Below are 17605 nucleotides of genomic sequence, written 5' to 3'. Positions count from 1 at the left end.
AGCCTATGGACCATGGTTAACCATGGCACTGTTGTCCCTGCCGGTTAATTTACCGTTTTCAGCCGGCTGGAACGGCAGTCTGGCGTCGCGACTTTTCGATCGTCGCAAAGCGTTTGAGAAAGGCATTCTGCGCCCAAGTCACCGAGCGCGGCGTGACGTCGAAGCGCTCGGCGTTGAAGCCGCGCGGCCGCCCGAAGAACTCCGTCGCCTCTGCCGTCGAAAAACCCGCAAGCAGCGTTGCTTCGAAATAAGCGGCGATCTGATCCGCTCGCTTGATCTCCTTGCGCAGTCCCGCGTCGAGTTCGGCCGGCAGTGAAAAGCGCAGATGGATGGCGCGCTGCAGCCTGATCTCGCAATCTCTGTAGCTGCCGCCCATCACGGATTTGAACGGCGAGATCATGTCGCCGATGACATATTCCGGCGCGTCGTGCAGCAGCGCCGCCAACCGCGCGTCGGCGTCGGCATCCGGCATCAGCTCGCCGACAAGCGTTTCGACCAGCAGCGAATGCTGGGCGACAGAAAAGGCGTGCTCGCCTCTGGTCTGGCCGTTCCAGCGTGCGACGCGGGCAAGGCCATGGGCAATATCGGAGATCTCGATGTCGAGCGGCGAGGGATCGAGCAGATCGAGCCGTCGGCCGGACAGCATGCGCTGCCAGGCGCGCGGCGGCGCCCCGGCGCGATCGGCAGCCATCAGGCATCCTCCGCGCCGATGGCTTCCTGCGGAAAGCTGAATTTCGCCCAGGACGGGATAGCGAGCGACACGGCGACGTCCTCCGCCAGGACCGGCAGGCCGGCGTCGAGCGCTGCCTTGACCCGGTCGATGCGGGCAATGGCAAGGCCTGTCCTGGCCGCGGTCGAGCCAAGCGTGCCGACCGGTCGCCCCTCCACGGTCAACTCTGCGCGCGAAGTGGGCAGGGTGCGTTCGGCCGAGACAATCAACACCCGACGCCTGGCAGTGCCGCGATGCTGCATGCGCGAGACGACCTCCTGGCCGACGTAGCAGCCTTTCTTGAAGCCGACACCGCCGATCTCGTCGAGCAGCACGTCATGCGGAAAAGCGTCGCCGAGCTGGTAGTCCGCACCGCTTTCGGCAATGCCATGGGCGATGCGAAAGGCTTGCCATGCGGCAAGGTCGCCGCCATCTGCGGTGTGATCGTAGAAGCGCTTGACGGCAGTATCGACAAACCGCGCATCAGCAAACGGTGCTGATTCAAATTGCGAAGTGGTTGAATCGCTTCCCCATGCGACGGCCACAACCGGCTGATCCAGCTTGGCAATTTCGACTTTGGCGCGCAATTTGTAGAGCGTCAGCCGTCGCATGAAATCATCGGCGGTCTCGGTACGGCATTCAAGTCGGAAAGCATTTTCGCCGGCGCGCGAGATCAGGAAGTCGAAAAGGATCTTGCCTTGCGGCGTTAGCAGCGCGCCGGGCTTTGCTTCGCTGCTGCCGAGCACGTCGAGGTCGGTGGTCAGGATGTTCTGTAAAAAGTGCTCGGCATCCGGCCCGGACACGGAAACGAGTGCGCGATCTCTGAGCGAGGCAAAGGGCATGGTAGGAAAACGAGCCTGATCTTGCAAAACTATCGGCCATTACGTAAGCCGCTGACACTTCCCCCGCAAGAGACCGGATCCGTATGGCCCCCATCTACGATCTCATCCTGACAGGCGGCACCGTGGTCAATCACGACGGCCAGGGTTTTCGCGACGTCGGCATCAATGGTGGGCGCATCGCTGCCATCGGCGACCTCCGCGAGGCGTCGGCCGGTGAGACGATCGACTGCCGTGGGCTGCACATCCTGCCGGGCGTCGTCGACAGCCAGGTGCATTTCCGCGAGCCGGGCCTGGAGCACAAGGAAGATCTGGAGACGGGCTCGCGGGCAGCGGTGCTCGGCGGCGTCACCGCCGTCTTCGAGATGCCGAACACCAATCCGCTGACCACCAGTGAGGCAACCCTTGCCGACAAGGTGCGGCGTGCCACCGGCCGCATGCATTGCGACTTTGCCTTCTGGGTCGGCGGGACCCGCGACAATGCAAAAGACGCTGGCGATCTCGAGCGGCTGCCTGGTGCGGCCGGCATAAAAGTTTTCATGGGCTCGTCCACCGGCGACCTGCTGGTCGAGGACGACGAAGGCGTTGCCTCGATCCTGAGGAACACACGCCGCCGCTCCGCCTTTCACTCCGAGGACGAGTTCCGGCTGCGCGAGCGGCTTGGCGAGCGCATCGCGGGCGATCCGTCCTCACATCCGGTGTGGCGCGACGAGATCGCTGCGTTGCGCTGCACCGAGCGCCTTGTGCGAATCGCGCGCCAGGTCCGCGCCCGGATCCATGTGCTGCACATCTCGACCGCCGAGGAGATAGGCTTCCTCGAACAGCATAAGGATGTCGCGACTTGCGAGGCGACGCCGCATCATCTGACGCTGAGCGCCGATGACTATGCGCAGTTGGGCACCCTGATCCAGATGAACCCGCCGGTGCGCGCCACGCGCCATCGCGACGGGGTCTGGTACGGCGTTGCGCAAGGCATCGTTGATGTGCTCGGCTCCGACCATGCGCCGCACACGCTGGCCGAGAAGGCAAAGCCTTATCCGGCATCGCCGTCCGGCATGACCGGGGTGCAGACTTTGGTGCCGATCATGTTGGATCATGTCAACGCCGGCCGGCTGACGTTGCAGCGCTTTGTCGATCTGACCAGCCACGGCCCGCAACGCATATTCGGCATCGCCAGGAAAGGCCGCATTGCCGCCGGCTACGATGCCGATCTGACCATCGTCGATCTGAAGCGCCGCGAGACCATCGCCAACGCCCAGCAAGGCTCCAAGGCCGGCTGGACGCCTTATGACGGCAGGCAGGTGACCGGCTGGCCGGTCGGCACCATCGTGCGCGGCCGGCGCGTGATGTGGGAAGGCGAGATCGTCACGCCGGGCCAGGGTAGGGCGGTGGAGTTTTCCGAGGCGTTGGCGGGCTAAGCTCCTGTCTCCAAGAGACCATGCTTAGCCACTTAATCGCCGGCGACGAAGAACGTCCATTGTCCGGTCGGCGTGATGCCGACGCGGTAGAAAATGTAGGCACCGAACTGCTTCATGTCGTCATAGTCGCTGGCGGTGACGATCTTGAACAGCTCGACCCGTTGTCTGGCGTCGAGCTTGTCCAGCGGCAGGGCGAAGAAATAGGGCCAGACATAGAGATCCTGCGGCGTGCCGGCATCGACATGGACAAAACCGGCACTGAGCACTTCTTCCAGGATGGCGAGGATCTCCTGGCCTTCCGTATCGCCCGAAAGGCCCTTCAGGAAGGCGATCGGGTCGCCCTCCATGTCGCCCAGCGACAATTGGGTCATCGTGTCTCCCGTGCCGATCAGCGGCCGAAGCTTTTCGATGTCGCCGCTTTTGCACGCCTCGACTATCAGATCGTGCATGCGCCTGACCGGTTCCGGCAACTTGGCGAGGTCGTAGACGACTTCGGGCACAGGCGCGTCGGGATCGACATGCGGATTGGCCACGCCGCCATCATTGGCCGGCCCTTTCGGTTCGGTTTGTTCCGGCTCGTCGGATGGCGTCGGCTGGCTGGCCGGTGGTGGCGTCGTGCCGAGCGGGCCGGGCATCGGCACGGTACTTCCGGGCGGCGACATGTCACCGTCGGGTGGCGGCGTGACCGGTGAGGGAAGGTCTTCGCGCTTGATCTCGCTGAGGGCGTGAGCGGGACTGCTCGCAAGAAACAGTGCAGAAGGAATCATGGCGCAGGAAGCGGTGAGCCAAATGCTGAGGACCAGGCCGTGCGGCTTGCCTGATATCGAAAAATTCACCGCCTGCTACTCCCTGGTTCCAGGCCCGTCCATGTGCCCGGACATGATGTCCGGCGGCGCGCCGTCGTCAAAGAACCGGGGTCAGTGCCGCAGTCTTTCGGGCTCGAAGGCCCCGGCAATCACCTTTTCACGCATGCGATCGAGCAGGGCAAGCGCCGAGGTCTCGCCATTGGTGCGCAGCATTTCGCCGAATGCCGTTTCGAGGGCTGCCTCGGCGATGATTTCCGGCTCGATCCCGGCCGACAATCCTTCTGCCCAGGCTTCGCTGTGGCTTTCCACGGCGGTCAGGCGCTTTTCTTCCCTGACCAGCGCGTCGATGTCGTTGACGCCATGTTCCATTGCGATTTCCACCCTTTCAAGCGGTGATCCGTTGGACAGGGATCAAGCTTGAGTTGTCCCTTTTACACGCAGGCGCAGTAAGTATTTGTAAATACGACATTTTTTTGGTCGTCTTCTACAAATTCCGTCGCGTCCAGCAAACCTGCGTCCGATCCGTTTCAAACTTAGCCGATTAGGCCGGCCAAGGGGACGGAAACCTTCAGTTTGAGTTAATTTCACATTCGCGCGCTAACGTTTCGTTAACATAGTTGCAAAAGTGCAACATCAGGTTTGCACCAAGACCTCACCCGAGGCAAGCGGAGAAGTGTCGAACGCGTCCGCCGCCCACAGCGCCGCGGTTGATGCCGGTTTGCCGGAACGGCAGCTGCCGTCGTCAGTTTCCGTAGCGCGAAGCGATGTCGCGAGACAGCGTCTCGCCTTCCTTCATGTAGCGGCTGATGGCTTCCGTGGCCGAGGCGGTGCATTGCGTATAAGTACCGCCGAACGACCGGTAGCCGCGGTTGAAGCTGGCGATGAAGCGGGCGCGCCGCTCCGGGTTCGGATTTTCCGATGCGATCAGTTTTTCCATCTCGGCTCGCCACCGATCGCCCTTCTCGCCACACAGATTACGCAGGAAATGCAGCGAGCCGAGCACTTCCGCCAGCCGCATCAGCCCGGGCTCGAACGGTGCTTCGGCGGCAATCGCCGGGCGCGCACCGACAACCACACTGACGGCGAGGCATGCGGCGAGAAACGAAGACGTGCGGTTCATGAGTCCTTGTGCTGAAACAATTTGTCGCCTGCAAGGCGATTCTCTGGCTCAGGTCTCGCCGTCTTTGTTGGGACCGAGTAGATCGTCGGCAATTTCAAACACCGCATCGGCGAGCGGCATCGCTGTCATTTCGGCCAGCGTATAGAAAGCCGCGGTTTCGGCGTCGTCGCTGGCCACCGCCTCGCCGCCAGCATAATTGGCCCCAAACACCGTCAGCCAGTAGTCGACCGGATGCCCGTCGCCGCTGCCGTCGATGTGGATTTCCCGCAGCGGCCGGTAGCTGCGCGCCTGCAATCCGGTCTCTTCCAGCAATTCGCGCCGTGCTGCCTGTTCCAGCGTCTCGCCGGCTTCGACCTTGCCGCCGGGAAAGGCATGGAGGCCTTGCGAGGGCGGCCTGGCCCGCTTGACCAGCAGCACCGTGTTCTCGCGCACGACGCAGACCGAGACTGCCGGAATGATCTTGCGTGCTTCCATGGGCTTCGGATCGCTCGATTGGCATAGCCCGTTGTGGACCGGCCGTCGGCGAACAGCTTTAGCGGTTGCGAAAGGCGGGTTCCATGGCCACTTTCACATGCCACCAATTCGAGAGCTGAATTCATGTGCGGACGCTTTGCTTTGACGGCCACTCCGGACCAGACCGCCGCCTTTCTCAGCCTGGCGGAACTTGAGGAGTTTCCGGCCCGCTACAACATCGCGCCGACGCAGCCGGTGCTGATGGCGCTCGCCGGATTGCCGCAGGCGCCGGGCTCGAACCTGCCCGACCGCCGCTCGATGCTGGTGCGCTGGGGCTTGATCCCGGCCTGGGTCAAGGATACGCGTAACTTCCCGCTGCTGTTCAACGCGCGTTCTGAGGGGGCTTCGGAAAAGGCGTCGTTTCGCGCTGCCATGCGCCATCGCCGCGCCCTAGTACCGGCTACGGGATTCTACGAATGGCACCAAACCGGTGGCAGAAGAGGGCAGCCCTATTGGGTGCGGCCAAGGCGTGGCGGGCTTGTCGCCTTCGCCGGGCTGATTGAGACCTATGCCGAGCCGGGCGGCTCGGAAATGGACACCGGCGCCATTCTGACCGCCCACGCCAATGCCGACACTGCCCATATCCACGACCGCATGCCGGTGGTGATCCATCCCGAAGATTTCGCGCGCTGGCTGGATTGCCGCACGCTCGAGCCGCGCGACGTGGCCGATCTGCTGAGACCCGCCCAGCCCGATTTCTTCGAAGCGATCCCGATTTCCGACCTCGTCAACAAGGTCGCCAATACCGGGCCGGAGATTCAGGAGAAGGGCGTCGTCGAGCCTGAGCCCGACAAGGTCAAGCGCCAGAAGTCCGGCGCGAACGACAGTCAGATGAGTTTATTTTAGCAAAAGCTACTATTACTGGTTCGCCGTGAGCGCCTCAATCTTTCCCGACGGCATTCTCAGGCAGCGCGCGGCGAAACGATTTTTTGCGCCGGCTTCTTCTTCTTCGCGGTGTGCAGAAGAGCTGCGACGATTGCTGCCGGGCCGATCGCCCGGTAATGGCTGGCGAGCGCCGGTTGCTTGGCGCGGTTGGATTCTTGCTTAGGCATTGTTCTCTTCCCTGGTAACGTCGTCGTGTCTGCGTTTGCTGGCCGAATCCGACCAAATCGTGACGCTTGCTGATCTAGCCGGCGAATGTTTCATCACAGTGCCGACCTGTTTAATAAAATGTTTCAGTGGCTCAATTCCTGTGAGCCAACGATATTTTTGGCGAAGGTAGCGACTTGACGGCAACACCGGGCAAGGCGATAAAGCCGGCCATGAGAACGTCTTTCGCCATTTGTGGCATTTGCATTATTGGCTAGCCTCGCGCTGGTCCTGGACGTTTTCGCCTCATCTCCTCCCAGATTGGACAAACGCCCCGGCCAGCAGGCTGGAGCCGATTCGCGCCTCGGCGTAACCGACTCCATCCAGGCACGATCCCAAAAGGTCATGCCAAAGTAACGCACCGGGAACGCACGTATGTCTGACGCATCGAAGAGCCTGCGCCTCTACAACACGCTAACGCGGAGCAAGGAGGATTTCTTCCCGATCGATCCGCGCAACGTGCGCATGTATGTCTGCGGCCCGACGGTCTACGACTTCGCCCATATCGGCAATGCGCGGCCGGTGATCGTCTTCGACGTGCTGTTCCGTTTGCTGCGCCATCTCTACGGGCAAGCGCACGTCACTTACGTCCGCAACATTACGGATGTCGACGACAAGATCAACGCCCGCGCGCTGCGCGATTTCGGCGGCGAAATTGCATCGGGCAAGCTGTCGCTGAACGAAGCGATCAGGCGGGTCACCGAAAAGACCGCCGGTCAGTTCCACAAGGACGTTGCGGCGCTCGGTTGCCTGGAACCGACGGTCGAGCCGCGCGCCACCGAGTTCGTCGAGCCCAGGCCCGACGGCAAGGTCGACATGATCTTCTTGATTCAACGCTTGATCGAACGCGGCCATGCCTATGTCGCGGCTGGAGAAGTCTTGTTCGACACCGCTTCCATGCCGGATTATGGGCAGTTGTCGAAGCGCAATCTCGATGAGCAGCAGGCCGGCGCCCGCGTCGCCGTCGATGAGCACAAGAAGAAGCCGCAGGATTTCGTGCTGTGGAAATTGTCTTCGCCCGAGGAACCGGGCTGGGACAGCCCGTGGGGCAGGGGTCGGCCCGGTTGGCACATCGAGTGCTCGGCGATGTCGGCCGCCTATCTCGGCGAGGTGTTCGACATCCATGGCGGTGGTATCGACCTGATCTTTCCGCACCACGAGAACGAGATCGCGCAATCGCGTTGCGCCCACGGCACCGAAACGATGGCCAAGATTTGGATGCACAACGGTTTCCTGCAGGTCGAGGGCCAGAAGATGTCCAAGAGCCTGGGCAATTTCTATTCGATCACCGAATTGCTGGAGACGGATACCTTTGGCGGCCGCAAATGGCCGGGCGAGGTGCTCAGGCTGGCGATGCTGATGACGCACTATCGCGAGCCGATCGACTTTTCCGTGCGCAAGCTGGAAGAGGCGGAGAATACGCTGCGCAAATGGAAGCGGGCGGCCGATCTGGCGCCGCCGACGGCAAAGCCGGTGCCGGCGGATGTGATCGAAGCGCTGTCGGATGACCTTGCCACCTATGCCGCATTCCAGTTGCTGACGCAGTTGGCTGGTGATGCTGTTGATTTCAACGCAGGTAGCGGCAACGCAGCCGCCGAAGACAACGATGCTGCCGCTTCACTGAAGGCATCGCTTCTGTTCCTCGGCTTCGACATCGCAACAGCCAAGGTGGATGAAGACGCCATTGCCAAGGCGATCGCCAAACGCCTCGCGCTGATCGCCGCCAAGAACTGGGCCGAGGCCGACCGCATCCGCGACGAGTTGCTGACGCAAGGCATCCAGTTGAAGGACGGCAAGGACCCCGTCACCGGCGAACGCATCACCACCTGGGAGGTAAAAAGATGATCGATCATCTCGGCATCACCGTTTCGGATTTCGACGCGTCGAAGGCTTTTTACGACAGGGCGATAGCGCCGCTCGGCGCCTCGCTGCTTTACATGGTGCCGCAGGAATTTACCGGCGGCGCCAAGGTCGGCGGCTACGGCCGCGACCGGCCGGTGTTTTGGCTGCATGCCGGCAAGGACAAGCCGAAGGATCATCAGCATGTCGCCTTCACCGCTCGCAGCCGCGCCGAGGTCGATGCCTTTCACGCCGCGGCGATTGCCGCCGGCGGCAAGGACAATGGCGGGCCGGGCCTGCGCCCGCACTACCATCCGAACTATTATGGCGCCTTTGTTTTCGATCCCGACGGCAACAATGTCGAGGCGGTTTGCCATGCGCCGGAGTAGTGCGCGATGAGCCTCGACAACAGACCGGTCTATACAGGCGGCTGCCAGTGCGGCGCGGTGCGCTTTCGCGTCGAAGGAGCGCTCGGCGATGCTTCCGTCTGCCATTGCCGCATGTGCCAGAAGGCGAGCGGCAATTTCTACCTGCCGCTGGTCTCGGTGCGCGGCGCAAGGCTGGACTGGACGCGCGGTGAGCCCAAACGCTTCCGCTCGTCCAACGCGGCTTTGCGCGGTTTCTGCGCCGAATGCGGCACGCCGCTGACCTTCGAAGCGCCCGACGGGGTGGCCCTCGCCATCGCCACATTCGACCACCCCGAGGAGATCGCCCCGACCATCCAATGGGGTGTCGAAGCCAAGCTCCCGTACGTGGATCACGTCCACGAATTGCCAGGTGAGGAAACGATGGCCGACGTCTCGTCGGCCTCCTATCTCGCCGATCTCGTCTCCTACCAACATCCCGACCACGACACCGAACAATGGCCGCCGGAGGAAAAATCATGACCGAAACCATTCGTACCGGCGGCTGCCAGTGCGGCGCCGTGCGCTTTCGCATCCACGGGGCGCTCGGCCGCCCGTCCATTTGTCATTGCCGCATGTGCCAGAAACAGTTCGGGTCGTTTTTCGGCGCGCTGGTGACAGTGCCGAGCGACGGGGTCGAATGGGTGCGCGAGGAGCCGAGTTACTTTCAGTCGTCGGTCAACATCGATCGCGGCTTCTGCGCCCGCTGCGGCACACCGCTGACCTACCGCCAGCCCGGCGCGCTGGAGATCGCCATCGGCGCCTTCGACGACCGTTCCGATCTGGCGCCGCAGATCCAGGTTAACTACGCCGCCAGGCTGCCTTGGGTCGAGACGATCTTCGACGCGCCGATCCATGACGACCCGGATTTCTACGCGCGACAGGAATCCATCATCTCCTTCCAGCATCCCGATCACGAGACGGCCAACTGGCCGCAGCAGGGCCTGAAATTATGAGCAGCGAATTCCGTACCCTCTATCCCGAGATCGAGGCTTTCGAGTCCGGCATGCTCGACGTTGGCGATGGCCATCAGGTCTATTGGGAGCGCTCCGGCACCAGAGGGGCCAAGCCGGCTGTCTTCCTGCACGGCGGGCCGGGCGGCACCATTTCGCCAAAGCACCGGCGGCTGTTCGATCCGAAGCTGTACGATGTCATCCTGTTCGACCAGCGCGGCTGCGGAAAATCGACGCCCAATGCCTCGCTTGAAGCCAACACCACCTGGCACCTGGTCGCCGACATCGAGCGCCTGCGAAAAATGTGCGGCTTCGACAAATGGCTGGTGTTCGGCGGTTCGTGGGGTTCGACGCTGGCGCTGGCCTATGCCGAGACCCACCCCGAGCGGGTCAGCGAACTGGTCGTGCGCGGCATCTACACGCTGACCCGCGCCGAACTCGAATGGTACTACCAGTTTGGCGTGTCGGAGATGTTCCCCGACAATTGGGAGCGGTTTCTGGCGCCGATCCCGGAGGCCGAGCGCGGCGACATGATGGCCGCCTACCGCAAACGGCTGGTCGGCAGCGATCCTGTGGCGCAGGTCGAGGCCGCCCGCGCCTGGAGCCTGTGGGAGGGCGAGACGATCACGCTGCTGCCGGAACCGGAAACCAGCGGTCCCTTCGGCCAGGATGATTATGCCCTGGCTTTCGCCCGCATCGAGAACCACTATTTCGTCCATGCCGGCTGGCTGGAAGAGGGACAGCTGCTGCGCGATGCATGGAAGCTTAAGGATATCCCAGGTACCATCGTTCACGGCCGCTACGACATGCCGTGCCCGGCGCGTTACGCCTGGGCGCTGCACAAGGCGTGGCCGAAAGCGGATTTCCGTCTGATCGAAGGCGCCGGCCACGCCTATTCGGAGCCGGGCATCCTCGACAGGCTGATCCGCGCAACGGACATGTTTGCGGGGAAATGACCATGGCTCGCGAGCGCCTTTATCTGTTCGACACCACGCTGCGCGATGGTCAGCAGACGCCGGGTATCGACTTCTCCCTCGAGGACAAGATCGCCATCGCCAAGCTGCTCGACGAGTTCGGCATCGACTACGTCGAGGGCGGCTACCCCGGCGCCAATCCAACCGACACCGCCTTCTTTGCCGAGCGCCGCACGGCCGATGCCAAGTTCGTTGCCTTTGGCATGACCAAACGGGCAGGAGTGTCGATCTCCAACGATCCTGGGCTTGCCGCGCTGGTCCAGTCGAAGTCGGACGCCATCTGCTTCGTCGCCAAGAGTTGGGACTACCATGTCCGCGTCGCGCTCGGCTGCACCAATGAGGAGAACCTCGAGGCGATCAAGGCCTCGGTCGAGGCGGCGCTCACTGCCGGCAAGGAGGCGATGGTCGACTGCGAGCATTTCTTCGACGGCTTCAAGGCCAATCCAGATTATGCGCTGGCCTGCGCCAGGACGGCCTACGATGCCGGCGCGCGCTGGGTGGTGCTGTGCGACACCAATGGCGGCACGCAACCCTCCGAGGTGCGCGCCATCGTCGAAAAGGTGATCGCCGCCGGCATACCGGGCGACCATCTCGGCATCCACGCCCATGACGACACCGGCCAGGCGGTGGCGAATTCGCTTGCCGCCGTGGAGGCCGGCGTGCGCCAGATCCAGGGCACGCTGAACGGAATCGGCGAGCGCTGCGGCAACGCCAACCTGATCTCGATCGTGCCGACATTGGCGTTGAAGCCCGCCTTTTCGGGCCGTTTTGCTACAGGCATTTCGGCAGAGGCGTTGACCGGTATATCGCGCCTGTCCCGCGCCTTCGACGAGTTGCTGAACCGCGCGCCCGAAGCGCAGGCGCCCTATGTCGGCGCCTCCGCTTTCGCCACCAAGGCCGGCATCCATGCCTCGGCGCTGGCCAAGGAGCCGGCGACCTACGAGCATGTGCCGCCAGAGACTGTCGGTAACCGCCGCCGCGTCATGGTTTCGGACCAGGGCGGCAAGGCCAATTTCCTGGCCGAGCTGAAACGGCGTGGCATCGACATGCCCCGGGACGACCATCGCCTCGACGCGCTGATCGCCGTGGTCAAGGAGCGCGAGGCCGAGGGCTATGCCTACGAAGGTGCCGACGCCAGCTTTGAGCTTTTGGCGCGCAAGATGCTGCACGGCCTGCCGGAATTCTTCCGCGTCACTTCGTTCCGCTGCATGGTCGAGCGCCGGTTTGACGCCAACGGCCAGCTGAAGACGGTCTCGGAGGCGATCGTGAAAGTGCTGGTGGAGGGCGAGGAGAAGATGTCGGTGGCCGAAGGCCACGGCCCGGTCAACGCGCTCGACATTGCGCTGCGCAAGGATCTCGGCAAATTCCAGAGCGAGATCGCCGATCTCGAGCTGGCCGACTTCAAGGTGCGTATCCTCAACGGCGGCACCGAGGCGATCACCCGCGTGCTGATTGAATCGCATGACGGCACCGGTGCGCGCTGGTGGACGGTCGGCGTCTCCGAAAACATCATCGATGCTTCCTTCCAGGCGCTGATGGATTCGATCGTCTATAAGCTGATGAAGAACCGCGACATGGCGGGCCTGGCGGCGGCGGAGTAAGAAATGGGCTTTTCGATAAGCTGGCTGGGCTTTCGCGGTTACGGGATAAAGGAAGCTGCGGCGTTGTTCGGGCGCCAGATTGGCGATCCATCGGAGATTTTCGAAGCGCCTGTGAACGCCTATGCCAGCGAAAAGAACTGGGCGATCATCATCCTCGATCCCTGCAGCTTTCCGAACCCGCCTCAGCAATATCTGGCCGCGATTTCGCAAGAGCGGGAAATCGTGATCGCGCACATAGAAGAGCATGTAATGTTCGCGCGCGCCGAGCTCTGGCGCGACGGAAGGAACATCTGGAAAGTCTGGCACAGCGGCGACAAAGACCGTGCGGGACTTGCATGTCACGGGTGATCTCCCCGCGTCTTTCGAAGCGCTGAAGCAACAGTGTTTTTCAAAGCAGGATGAAGAAGATAGCAAAGGTACAGACGTCGATCTTGTTTTTGATCTTCCCCTCGATCTTGCGGCGGAACTGACGGGCTTTAGGCACGATGAAGGTTCGCCCGACAACGTCTTTTTCGAACTCAAGGAGAAGCCTGCTCCGCCTTGAGACTGTGTCGTGCCGGGCCTGCAATCACTCTCGCAGACAGCGGCAATTGTTCGACGTTTAGCGGTCGTGTTGAACCATCAGCAAGACTCCATTGATCCATCAGCAATTTGCGATGGTTTTGGGCAAGCCGCTGGCGCATAGCCTTGGGCCATGGCTACCCAAGCACTTCACATCGAGGCCGACACCAAAGCTCGTCGCGGCTTCCTGCTGGCGCTCGGCGCCTACCTGCTTTGGGGGCTGCTGCCCTTCTACATGAAGGCTGTCGCGCATCTGCCGCTGGCCGAAGTTATCGCCCACCGCATCGTCTGGTCGGTGCCGATCGCGGCCGCTGTCCTGGTCTGGGCCGGTCGCACTGCCGATTTCAAAGCGGCAGTTCGTTCGCCGCGCATCATTTCGATGGCGGTGCTGACGGCGGCGCTGATCTCGGTCAACTGGGGCATCTATGTCTGGGCGATCGCGGTCGACCGCACCATCGAGACCGCGCTCGGCTATTACATCAACCCGCTGGTCAGCGTCGTTGTCGGCGCGCTGCTCCTCGGCGAGCGGCTCGACCGCCTGCAGATCGCGGCGGTGGTGCTGGCGGCAATCGCGGTCGCGGTGCTGACCATCGACGCCGGCAAACTGCCCTGGGTGTCGCTGGTGCTGGCCTTTTCCTTTGCCGCCTATGGCTTCTTCCGCAAGACGCTGCCAATCGGCCCGAGCCAGGGCTTCCTGCTTGAAGTGCTGCTGCTGTCGGTGCCGGCACTCGGCTACATCATCTTCCTGATCGCCACAGGACAGGATCATTTCGTCTCCAGCTCGCTGAACGACACCGCCTTGCTGATCGGCTGCGGTCCGGTCACCGCCGTGCCGCTGCTGTTGTTTGCGTTCGGCGCCAGGCTGCTGCGCCTCTCCACCATCGGCATCATGCAATATATCGCGCCGACGATCGTCTTTTTGATCGCGGTGCTGATTTTCGGCGAACCCTTCGGCAGTGTTCAGGCCATAGCCTTCGGGCTGATCTGGGCGGCACTGGCGATGTACTCCTGGTCGATGTTTTCTTCGGCGCGCAAGACCGTTTCCGCATCAGCTCGAGCCGCGTAACGAAGAAAGGCGGCTGGCCGGTCTTAATGCCGGCAGCCGCGTCTTTCACGAGCGCTCAGCGCTTCGGCCCGAAGCCGGGATATGGCTGCAGCGGCACGACGGCGGCAATATCCATCATGCCGGCCTTGACCAGCGGTAAAGTTGCAAGATGGTGGCGCACATCGGCATCGCTGCCGGCTTCGAACATCATGCCGCTGCCGGGAATGTCGCCTCGATTCCACACCTGACGCACGGCGCCTTCGGCATAGAGCGTGCGGCGCTGCTCGGCCTCGCCAGGCAGCAGCGGCGCGAAATCGGCGTCGGTGAACTTTTCGGTGTTGCGCGCAAGAAGGGCAAAGAACTGCATCGGAATCTCCTGATGTTGGCCGTTGGAATGGCGGAAATATTCGCTTCTGCTGGCCAGACAGTCCAAGACTGATTAGGCTAAATTTGAGACCTCACGGGACTTGAGCATCGAAGCAACAATGTTCGACCTGCGCCAGCTCCGCTATTTCATCACGGTGGCCGAAACCGGCAACGTCGGGCGTGCCGCCGAATTGCTGCACATCTCGCAGTCGCCGCTCAGCCGTCAGATCATTCAGCTGGAGGAGCAGCTGGGCGTCGCACTGTTCGAGAGGGCGAGGCAGCGTGTTCATCTCAATGCCGAGGGCCGCGCTTTTCTTGCCGAGGCGCGTGCGCTGCTGGCCCATGCAAGACGGCTGGAGGAGCTCGGCCGCAATCTCGCCAGCGGTACGGTCGGCCGTCTCGCCATCGGTTATGTGGAAGGTGCGGTCCATGCCGGGCTTGTCGCTCGGATGCTGCGCCAGTTTCACCGCGACCGGCCCGAATTTCATCTTCAACTGAAGGGTCAGCGTTCCGCCGCCCAGATCGAAGCGCTGCGCGAACGATCGCTCGATCTGGGCCTTGTCTACACGCCTCCTTCTGCCGATGATCCCGACATCGTCGCCATGCTCATCATGCGCGAGCCGCTGGTTCTGGCGATGCCGGAAGGCGATCCATTGGCAGAAATCGCGGAGATACTGCCGCAGCAACTGGACGGCCGTACCTGGATCACGGTGGTGCGCCAGCCTGACGACACCAACCGCAGCCAATTTCTCGCCGCCTGTGCGAAGGCCGGTTTCCTGCCCGACATAGCCTATGAGACGACCGATCCGTTGACGTCGTTGGGCTTGGTCAGCGCCGGGCTTGGGCTGGCGACGGTGCAGGCCAGCCTGCGGAGTGCCGCGCCGCCTCAGATCGTGTTTCGCGATCTGCCGTGGTTCGAACGCACCGTCTCGATCCATCTCGCCTGGCGGCGTCAGGACAAGCGTGCGGTCATCGGAGACTTGAGGAAGGCAGTAGGGAAGGAGTGAATAGTGAATAGACAGGCGCCGGTTTGGAAAGTCTTCTACTTCACCATTCACCATTCACCATTCACCATTCACCATTCACCATTCACCATTCACCATTCACTCTACATCTTATCAATCACCGACTGCACGCCCTCCGTCGGTGCATCGACGGAGGATCCCGCCACCATGATAGCGGCGACGATTGCTTCCGGATCCTCGACCACCAGCGGCTTGACACGTTGCGCTGTGTGGATGAAGCCCTCCGTTGCCATGTGGTCGAGCAACGCCAGCATCGGATCCCAGAACCCGCCGACGTTGCCGAAGACGATCGGCTTGCGGTGATGGCCGAGCTGTGCCCAAGTCATGATCTCGACGATCTCCTCGACGGTGCCGATGCCGCCGGGCAACGCCACAAAGGCGTCGGATTTCTCAAACATCCTGTGCTTGCGCTGGTGCATGTTGTCGGTGATGACGAGCTCGTCGAGCCGGTTAAGCGCGGTTTCGGTCGCCTCCCGGTTGATCAGAAAACGTGGAATTATGCCGGTTACCTTGCCACCGGCCTTTAATGCCCCTTCAGCGACGGCACCCATGATCCCTTTAGTGCCGCCGCCATAAATCAGACGCAGGCCGGACTTGGCGATCGAGCGGCCAAGCAGGTGTCCGGCCTTGATATAGGTCTCATCTCGGCCGGGGGACGAGCCGCAATAGACGCAGACAGATCGAATCGTGTTCATGTTATGATTGGTGATAGGGACTATTGGCATGGTCAAGCCCTGGGGCGGGCTTTTTCTTGTCGGCTTTGGTAAAACAGGCTAGACCGAAATTAGGTGGCTAAGGGGCAGGGAAACATGGCAATTAATCCATTGAAGGCGTTTTTGTTCGCGGCTGGCGGCTCTGTCGCCGCGGCGGGAACCGCCTATGTATCGGGCGCGCTCGACCCGTATCTCAATTCTACCCGGCCTGCGGAGGTCGCGGCGCTGACGCCGCCGGCTTCGAAACCGGCTGCTCCGGCGACCGAGGGCCGGCTGCCGCCTGCGCCCGCCGCGTCCACCGATGCGGCAGCGCCCGCCGCGCCGGCCGCAGCAGGTGCAATCGTGCCGACCTTCGACATCGTGCGCGTCGAAAGCAACGGCTCGATCGTCATCGCCGGCAATGCGGCGCCCAACGCCAAGGTCGAGATTCTCAACGGTTCGGCTGTGCTCGGCTCGACGGTCGCCGGTCCCGACGGCGCCTTTGCCATTATTCTCGACGATCCGCTGAAGCCCGGCGACTATACGATCACGCTGCGCTCTACAGCTGGCAATGTCGTGACCGCCTCGGCGCAGACCGCCGTCGTTTCGATCCCCCAGAATTCCACCGGCCAGGTGCTGGCAATGGTCGAGGAGCCGGGCAAGCCGTCCGAACTGCTCACTGTTCCGGCCCCTCAGGCGAAATCTGACGCGTCGCCGCCTGTCGGCGAACAGGCGGCCGTTCAGCCACCCGCCACGGGCACCGAATTGCCGGCTGCCGCAGCGCCGGCGCCAGCCGCCCCGGCGGCTGATGTTCCAGCAGCGTCTGCTCCTGCCGCGCCGGCCGCTGTTGAAGCCGCGCCGGCTCCGGCAGCGCCCGCCACACCGGCAGCGCCCGCTACTTCCGCGGCGGAGCCGAAGATCGTCGTCGAAGCTGTCGAAATCGACGGCAACAAGATTTTCGTTGCCGGCGTCGCCGATCCCGGCCGCAAGGTGCGTGCGTATGCCAACGATATCCTGCTCGGTGACGCGAAGACCTCGCCCGACCGCCACTTCCTGGTCGAAGCGACACGCGACATCCCGGTCGGCACCTACACCATCCACGTTGATGCGCTCGATGCCGACGGCGTGACGGTGGTTGCCCGTGCGGCTGTGCCGTTCGAGCGCGAGCCTGGTGAGGCGGTTGCGGCCGTGGCGCCGGCCGAGCAGAAGCCTGCCGGGATAAAACCAGCCGAGCCGAATGCTCCGGCGACCGAAGGCGCACCGGCAACGGCCACCGAAACGCCCGCAACTGCCCCCACTCCTGCAACCGAGGCCCCAGCCGAAATGGCTGTCGCAACGCCTCCGGGCGAAACGCCCGAGACCGTGGCGCCAAAGCTCGAACATGCCGATGGCGCAGTCATCATCCGCCGCCATGACACGCTGTGGCGGATTTCGCGGCGGGTCTATGGCCAAGGCATGCGCTACTCGACCATCTATCTCGCCAACCAGGACCAGATCAGCAATCCGAACCGAATCTGGCCGGGGCAGGTGTTCAAGGTGCCGGAGAAATCGAAGGAAGGCGAGCCCGCCGATCTCAAGGCAATGGGCGACCAGATGACGACGGCGCCAGTCAAGTCCGAGTAGCCGTTCTGCCCATCAGGATAGCTTGCGG

At 62.7% G+C, this 17605-nt stretch carries 22 protein-coding genes; 13 read left to right on the top strand and 9 right to left on the bottom strand.

Features of this window, described 5'->3' with window-relative positions; all coding sequences use genetic code 11:
- Positions 1-58 precede the first annotated feature (58 nt).
- Both NKH16_RS16425 and ygfZ read right to left on the bottom strand, forming a co-directional pair.
- Complete coding sequence (locus NKH16_RS16425) at positions 59-691, bottom strand: YfbR-like 5'-deoxynucleotidase (RefSeq protein WP_352448990.1); 633 nt, start codon at positions 689-691, stop codon at positions 59-61.
- Positions 691-1551 carry a CAF17-like 4Fe-4S cluster assembly/insertion protein YgfZ gene (gene ygfZ, locus NKH16_RS16420; protein WP_352743296.1) on the bottom strand — a complete coding sequence of 287 codons (861 nt, stop codon included), beginning with the start codon at positions 1549-1551 and terminating at the stop codon, positions 691-693. Before ygfZ ends, NKH16_RS16425 begins: the two co-directional genes overlap by 1 nt.
- Before the next feature lie 83 nt (positions 1552-1634).
- Between ygfZ and NKH16_RS16415 the strand changes: the two genes are divergently transcribed.
- Positions 1635-2966 carry a dihydroorotase gene (locus NKH16_RS16415; protein ID WP_352900427.1) on the top strand — a complete coding sequence of 444 codons (1332 nt, stop codon included), beginning with the start codon at positions 1635-1637 and terminating at the stop codon, positions 2964-2966.
- 32 nt (positions 2967-2998) lie between these two features.
- Here the strand turns inward: NKH16_RS16415 and NKH16_RS16410 are convergent, their stop codons facing one another.
- The 4 genes from NKH16_RS16410 to NKH16_RS16395 form a co-directional block, all read right to left on the bottom strand.
- Positions 2999-3802: a hypothetical protein gene (locus tag NKH16_RS16410; protein WP_352745005.1), complete on the bottom strand. Its 804-nt coding sequence runs from the start codon at positions 3800-3802 to the stop codon at positions 2999-3001.
- Between the two features lie 81 nt (positions 3803-3883).
- A complete protein-coding gene (locus NKH16_RS16405; RefSeq protein ID WP_023677749.1) occupies positions 3884-4141 on the bottom strand; it encodes a hypothetical protein in 258 nt (85 codons plus the stop codon).
- 373 nt (positions 4142-4514) lie between these two features.
- Positions 4515-4892 carry a TIGR02301 family protein gene (locus tag NKH16_RS16400; RefSeq protein WP_352900424.1) on the bottom strand — a complete coding sequence of 126 codons (378 nt, stop codon included), beginning with the start codon at positions 4890-4892 and terminating at the stop codon, positions 4515-4517.
- Between the two features lie 48 nt (positions 4893-4940).
- Entirely contained in the window at positions 4941-5366 is a 426-nt protein-coding gene (locus tag NKH16_RS16395; RefSeq protein WP_352745002.1) for an NUDIX hydrolase, read from the bottom strand.
- Positions 5367-5489: 123 nt separating this feature from the next.
- Between NKH16_RS16395 and NKH16_RS16390 the strand changes: the two genes are divergently transcribed.
- The gene (locus tag NKH16_RS16390; RefSeq protein ID WP_352744999.1) at positions 5490-6251 is read left to right on the top strand and encodes an SOS response-associated peptidase; all 762 of its coding nucleotides are present in this window, start codon (positions 5490-5492) and stop codon (positions 6249-6251) included.
- Between the two features lie 56 nt (positions 6252-6307).
- Here the strand turns inward: NKH16_RS16390 and NKH16_RS16385 are convergent, their stop codons facing one another.
- The gene (locus tag NKH16_RS16385) at positions 6308-6457 is read right to left on the bottom strand and encodes a hypothetical protein (RefSeq protein ID WP_023677745.1); all 150 of its coding nucleotides are present in this window, start codon (positions 6455-6457) and stop codon (positions 6308-6310) included.
- Positions 6458-6869: 412 nt separating this feature from the next.
- Here NKH16_RS16385 and cysS point away from each other — a divergent pair, with 412 nt between their 5' ends.
- The 9 genes from cysS (at position 6870) to rarD (ending at position 13892) form a co-directional block, all read left to right on the top strand.
- A complete protein-coding gene (cysS, locus tag NKH16_RS16380) occupies positions 6870-8339 on the top strand; it encodes a cysteine--tRNA ligase (RefSeq protein ID WP_352744996.1) in 1470 nt (489 codons plus the stop codon).
- The gene (locus NKH16_RS16375; protein WP_352744993.1) at positions 8336-8722 is read left to right on the top strand and encodes a VOC family protein; all 387 of its coding nucleotides are present in this window, start codon (positions 8336-8338) and stop codon (positions 8720-8722) included. Before cysS ends, NKH16_RS16375 begins: the two co-directional genes overlap by 4 nt.
- 6 nt (positions 8723-8728) lie before the next feature.
- The gene (locus tag NKH16_RS16370) at positions 8729-9220 is read left to right on the top strand and encodes a GFA family protein (protein WP_023677742.1); all 492 of its coding nucleotides are present in this window, start codon (positions 8729-8731) and stop codon (positions 9218-9220) included.
- Positions 9217-9693, top strand: a complete 477-nt coding sequence (locus NKH16_RS16365) for a GFA family protein (protein ID WP_352744990.1) — start codon at positions 9217-9219, stop codon at positions 9691-9693. The genes NKH16_RS16370 and NKH16_RS16365 overlap by 4 nt, the downstream gene beginning before the upstream one ends.
- Complete coding sequence (gene pip / locus NKH16_RS16360; protein ID WP_352744987.1) at positions 9690-10646, top strand: prolyl aminopeptidase; 957 nt, start codon at positions 9690-9692, stop codon at positions 10644-10646. The genes NKH16_RS16365 and pip overlap by 4 nt, the downstream gene beginning before the upstream one ends.
- Positions 10643-12265: a citramalate synthase gene (gene cimA / locus NKH16_RS16355; RefSeq protein WP_352744984.1), complete on the top strand. Its 1623-nt coding sequence runs from the start codon at positions 10643-10645 to the stop codon at positions 12263-12265. The genes pip and cimA overlap by 4 nt, the downstream gene beginning before the upstream one ends.
- A 111-nt stretch (positions 12266-12376) precedes the next feature.
- Positions 12377-12613 (top strand): hypothetical protein, encoded by a 237-nt coding sequence (locus tag NKH16_RS16350; RefSeq protein ID WP_352877167.1) that lies wholly within the window; start codon positions 12377-12379, stop codon positions 12611-12613.
- Positions 12597-12809 carry a hypothetical protein gene (locus NKH16_RS16345; RefSeq protein WP_352900418.1) on the top strand — a complete coding sequence of 71 codons (213 nt, stop codon included), beginning with the start codon at positions 12597-12599 and terminating at the stop codon, positions 12807-12809. The genes NKH16_RS16350 and NKH16_RS16345 overlap by 17 nt, the downstream gene beginning before the upstream one ends.
- Before the next feature lie 150 nt (positions 12810-12959).
- Positions 12960-13892: an EamA family transporter RarD gene (gene rarD, locus NKH16_RS16340; RefSeq protein ID WP_352578948.1), complete on the top strand. Its 933-nt coding sequence runs from the start codon at positions 12960-12962 to the stop codon at positions 13890-13892.
- Positions 13893-13947: 55 nt separating this feature from the next.
- Here the strand turns inward: rarD and NKH16_RS16335 are convergent, their stop codons facing one another.
- Positions 13948-14238, bottom strand: coding sequence for a muconolactone Delta-isomerase family protein (locus NKH16_RS16335; RefSeq protein ID WP_352448978.1), 291 nt, complete (start codon positions 14236-14238; stop codon positions 13948-13950).
- Between the two features lie 100 nt (positions 14239-14338).
- Here NKH16_RS16335 and NKH16_RS16330 point away from each other — a divergent pair, with 100 nt between their 5' ends.
- Positions 14339-15244 (top strand): LysR family transcriptional regulator, encoded by a 906-nt coding sequence (locus NKH16_RS16330; protein WP_352744974.1) that lies wholly within the window; start codon positions 14339-14341, stop codon positions 15242-15244.
- Between the two features lie 101 nt (positions 15245-15345).
- On the opposite strand, the gene NKH16_RS16325 is transcribed toward NKH16_RS16330, so the two are convergent.
- Positions 15346-15957 carry an LOG family protein gene (locus NKH16_RS16325; RefSeq protein WP_023677735.1) on the bottom strand — a complete coding sequence of 204 codons (612 nt, stop codon included), beginning with the start codon at positions 15955-15957 and terminating at the stop codon, positions 15346-15348.
- 114 nt (positions 15958-16071) lie between these two features.
- On the opposite strand from NKH16_RS16325, the gene NKH16_RS16320 reads away from it, so the two are divergent.
- Positions 16072-17577 (top strand): LysM peptidoglycan-binding domain-containing protein, encoded by a 1506-nt coding sequence (locus tag NKH16_RS16320; protein ID WP_352744971.1) that lies wholly within the window; start codon positions 16072-16074, stop codon positions 17575-17577.
- Positions 17578-17605 lie beyond the last annotated feature (28 nt).

Source organism: Mesorhizobium sp. M1307 (genome assembly GCF_040318155.1).
Classification (GTDB): Bacteria; Pseudomonadota; Alphaproteobacteria; order Rhizobiales; family Rhizobiaceae; genus Mesorhizobium.
Note: the sequence above shows the minus strand (reverse complement) of the source record. Positions and strands in the feature narration are given on the sequence as shown.

What these genes read in the sequence shown, in the direction of transcription:
- NKH16_RS16425 (WP_352448990.1), bottom strand. Translation starts at nt 691, where the DNA reads ATGGCTGCCGATCGCGCCGGGGCGCCGCCGCGCGCCTGGCAGCGCATG.
- ygfZ (WP_352743296.1), bottom strand. Translation starts at nt 1,551, where the DNA reads ATGCCCTTTGCCTCGCTCAGAGATCGCGCACTCGTTTCCGTGTCCGGG.
- NKH16_RS16415 (WP_352900427.1), top strand. Translation starts at nt 1,635, where the DNA reads ATGGCCCCCATCTACGATCTCATCCTGACAGGCGGCACCGTGGTCAAT.
- NKH16_RS16405 (WP_023677749.1), bottom strand. Translation starts at nt 4,141, where the DNA reads ATGGAACATGGCGTCAACGACATCGACGCGCTGGTCAGGGAAGAAAAG.
- NKH16_RS16400 (WP_352900424.1), bottom strand. Translation starts at nt 4,892, where the DNA reads ATGAACCGCACGTCTTCGTTTCTCGCCGCATGCCTCGCCGTCAGTGTG.
- NKH16_RS16395 (WP_352745002.1), bottom strand. Translation starts at nt 5,366, where the DNA reads ATGGAAGCACGCAAGATCATTCCGGCAGTCTCGGTCTGCGTCGTGCGC.
- NKH16_RS16390 (WP_352744999.1), top strand. Translation starts at nt 5,490, where the DNA reads ATGTGCGGACGCTTTGCTTTGACGGCCACTCCGGACCAGACCGCCGCC.
- NKH16_RS16385 (WP_023677745.1), bottom strand. Translation starts at nt 6,457, where the DNA reads ATGCCTAAGCAAGAATCCAACCGCGCCAAGCAACCGGCGCTCGCCAGC.
- cysS (WP_352744996.1), top strand. Translation starts at nt 6,870, where the DNA reads ATGTCTGACGCATCGAAGAGCCTGCGCCTCTACAACACGCTAACGCGG.
- NKH16_RS16375 (WP_352744993.1), top strand. Translation starts at nt 8,336, where the DNA reads ATGATCGATCATCTCGGCATCACCGTTTCGGATTTCGACGCGTCGAAG.
- NKH16_RS16370 (WP_023677742.1), top strand. Translation starts at nt 8,729, where the DNA reads ATGAGCCTCGACAACAGACCGGTCTATACAGGCGGCTGCCAGTGCGGC.
- NKH16_RS16365 (WP_352744990.1), top strand. Translation starts at nt 9,217, where the DNA reads ATGACCGAAACCATTCGTACCGGCGGCTGCCAGTGCGGCGCCGTGCGC.
- pip (WP_352744987.1), top strand. Translation starts at nt 9,690, where the DNA reads ATGAGCAGCGAATTCCGTACCCTCTATCCCGAGATCGAGGCTTTCGAG.
- cimA (WP_352744984.1), top strand. Translation starts at nt 10,643, where the DNA reads ATGACCATGGCTCGCGAGCGCCTTTATCTGTTCGACACCACGCTGCGC.
- rarD (WP_352578948.1), top strand. Translation starts at nt 12,960, where the DNA reads ATGGCTACCCAAGCACTTCACATCGAGGCCGACACCAAAGCTCGTCGC.
- NKH16_RS16335 (WP_352448978.1), bottom strand. Translation starts at nt 14,238, where the DNA reads ATGCAGTTCTTTGCCCTTCTTGCGCGCAACACCGAAAAGTTCACCGAC.
- NKH16_RS16325 (WP_023677735.1), bottom strand. Translation starts at nt 15,957, where the DNA reads ATGAACACGATTCGATCTGTCTGCGTCTATTGCGGCTCGTCCCCCGGC.
- NKH16_RS16320 (WP_352744971.1), top strand. Translation starts at nt 16,072, where the DNA reads ATGGCAATTAATCCATTGAAGGCGTTTTTGTTCGCGGCTGGCGGCTCT.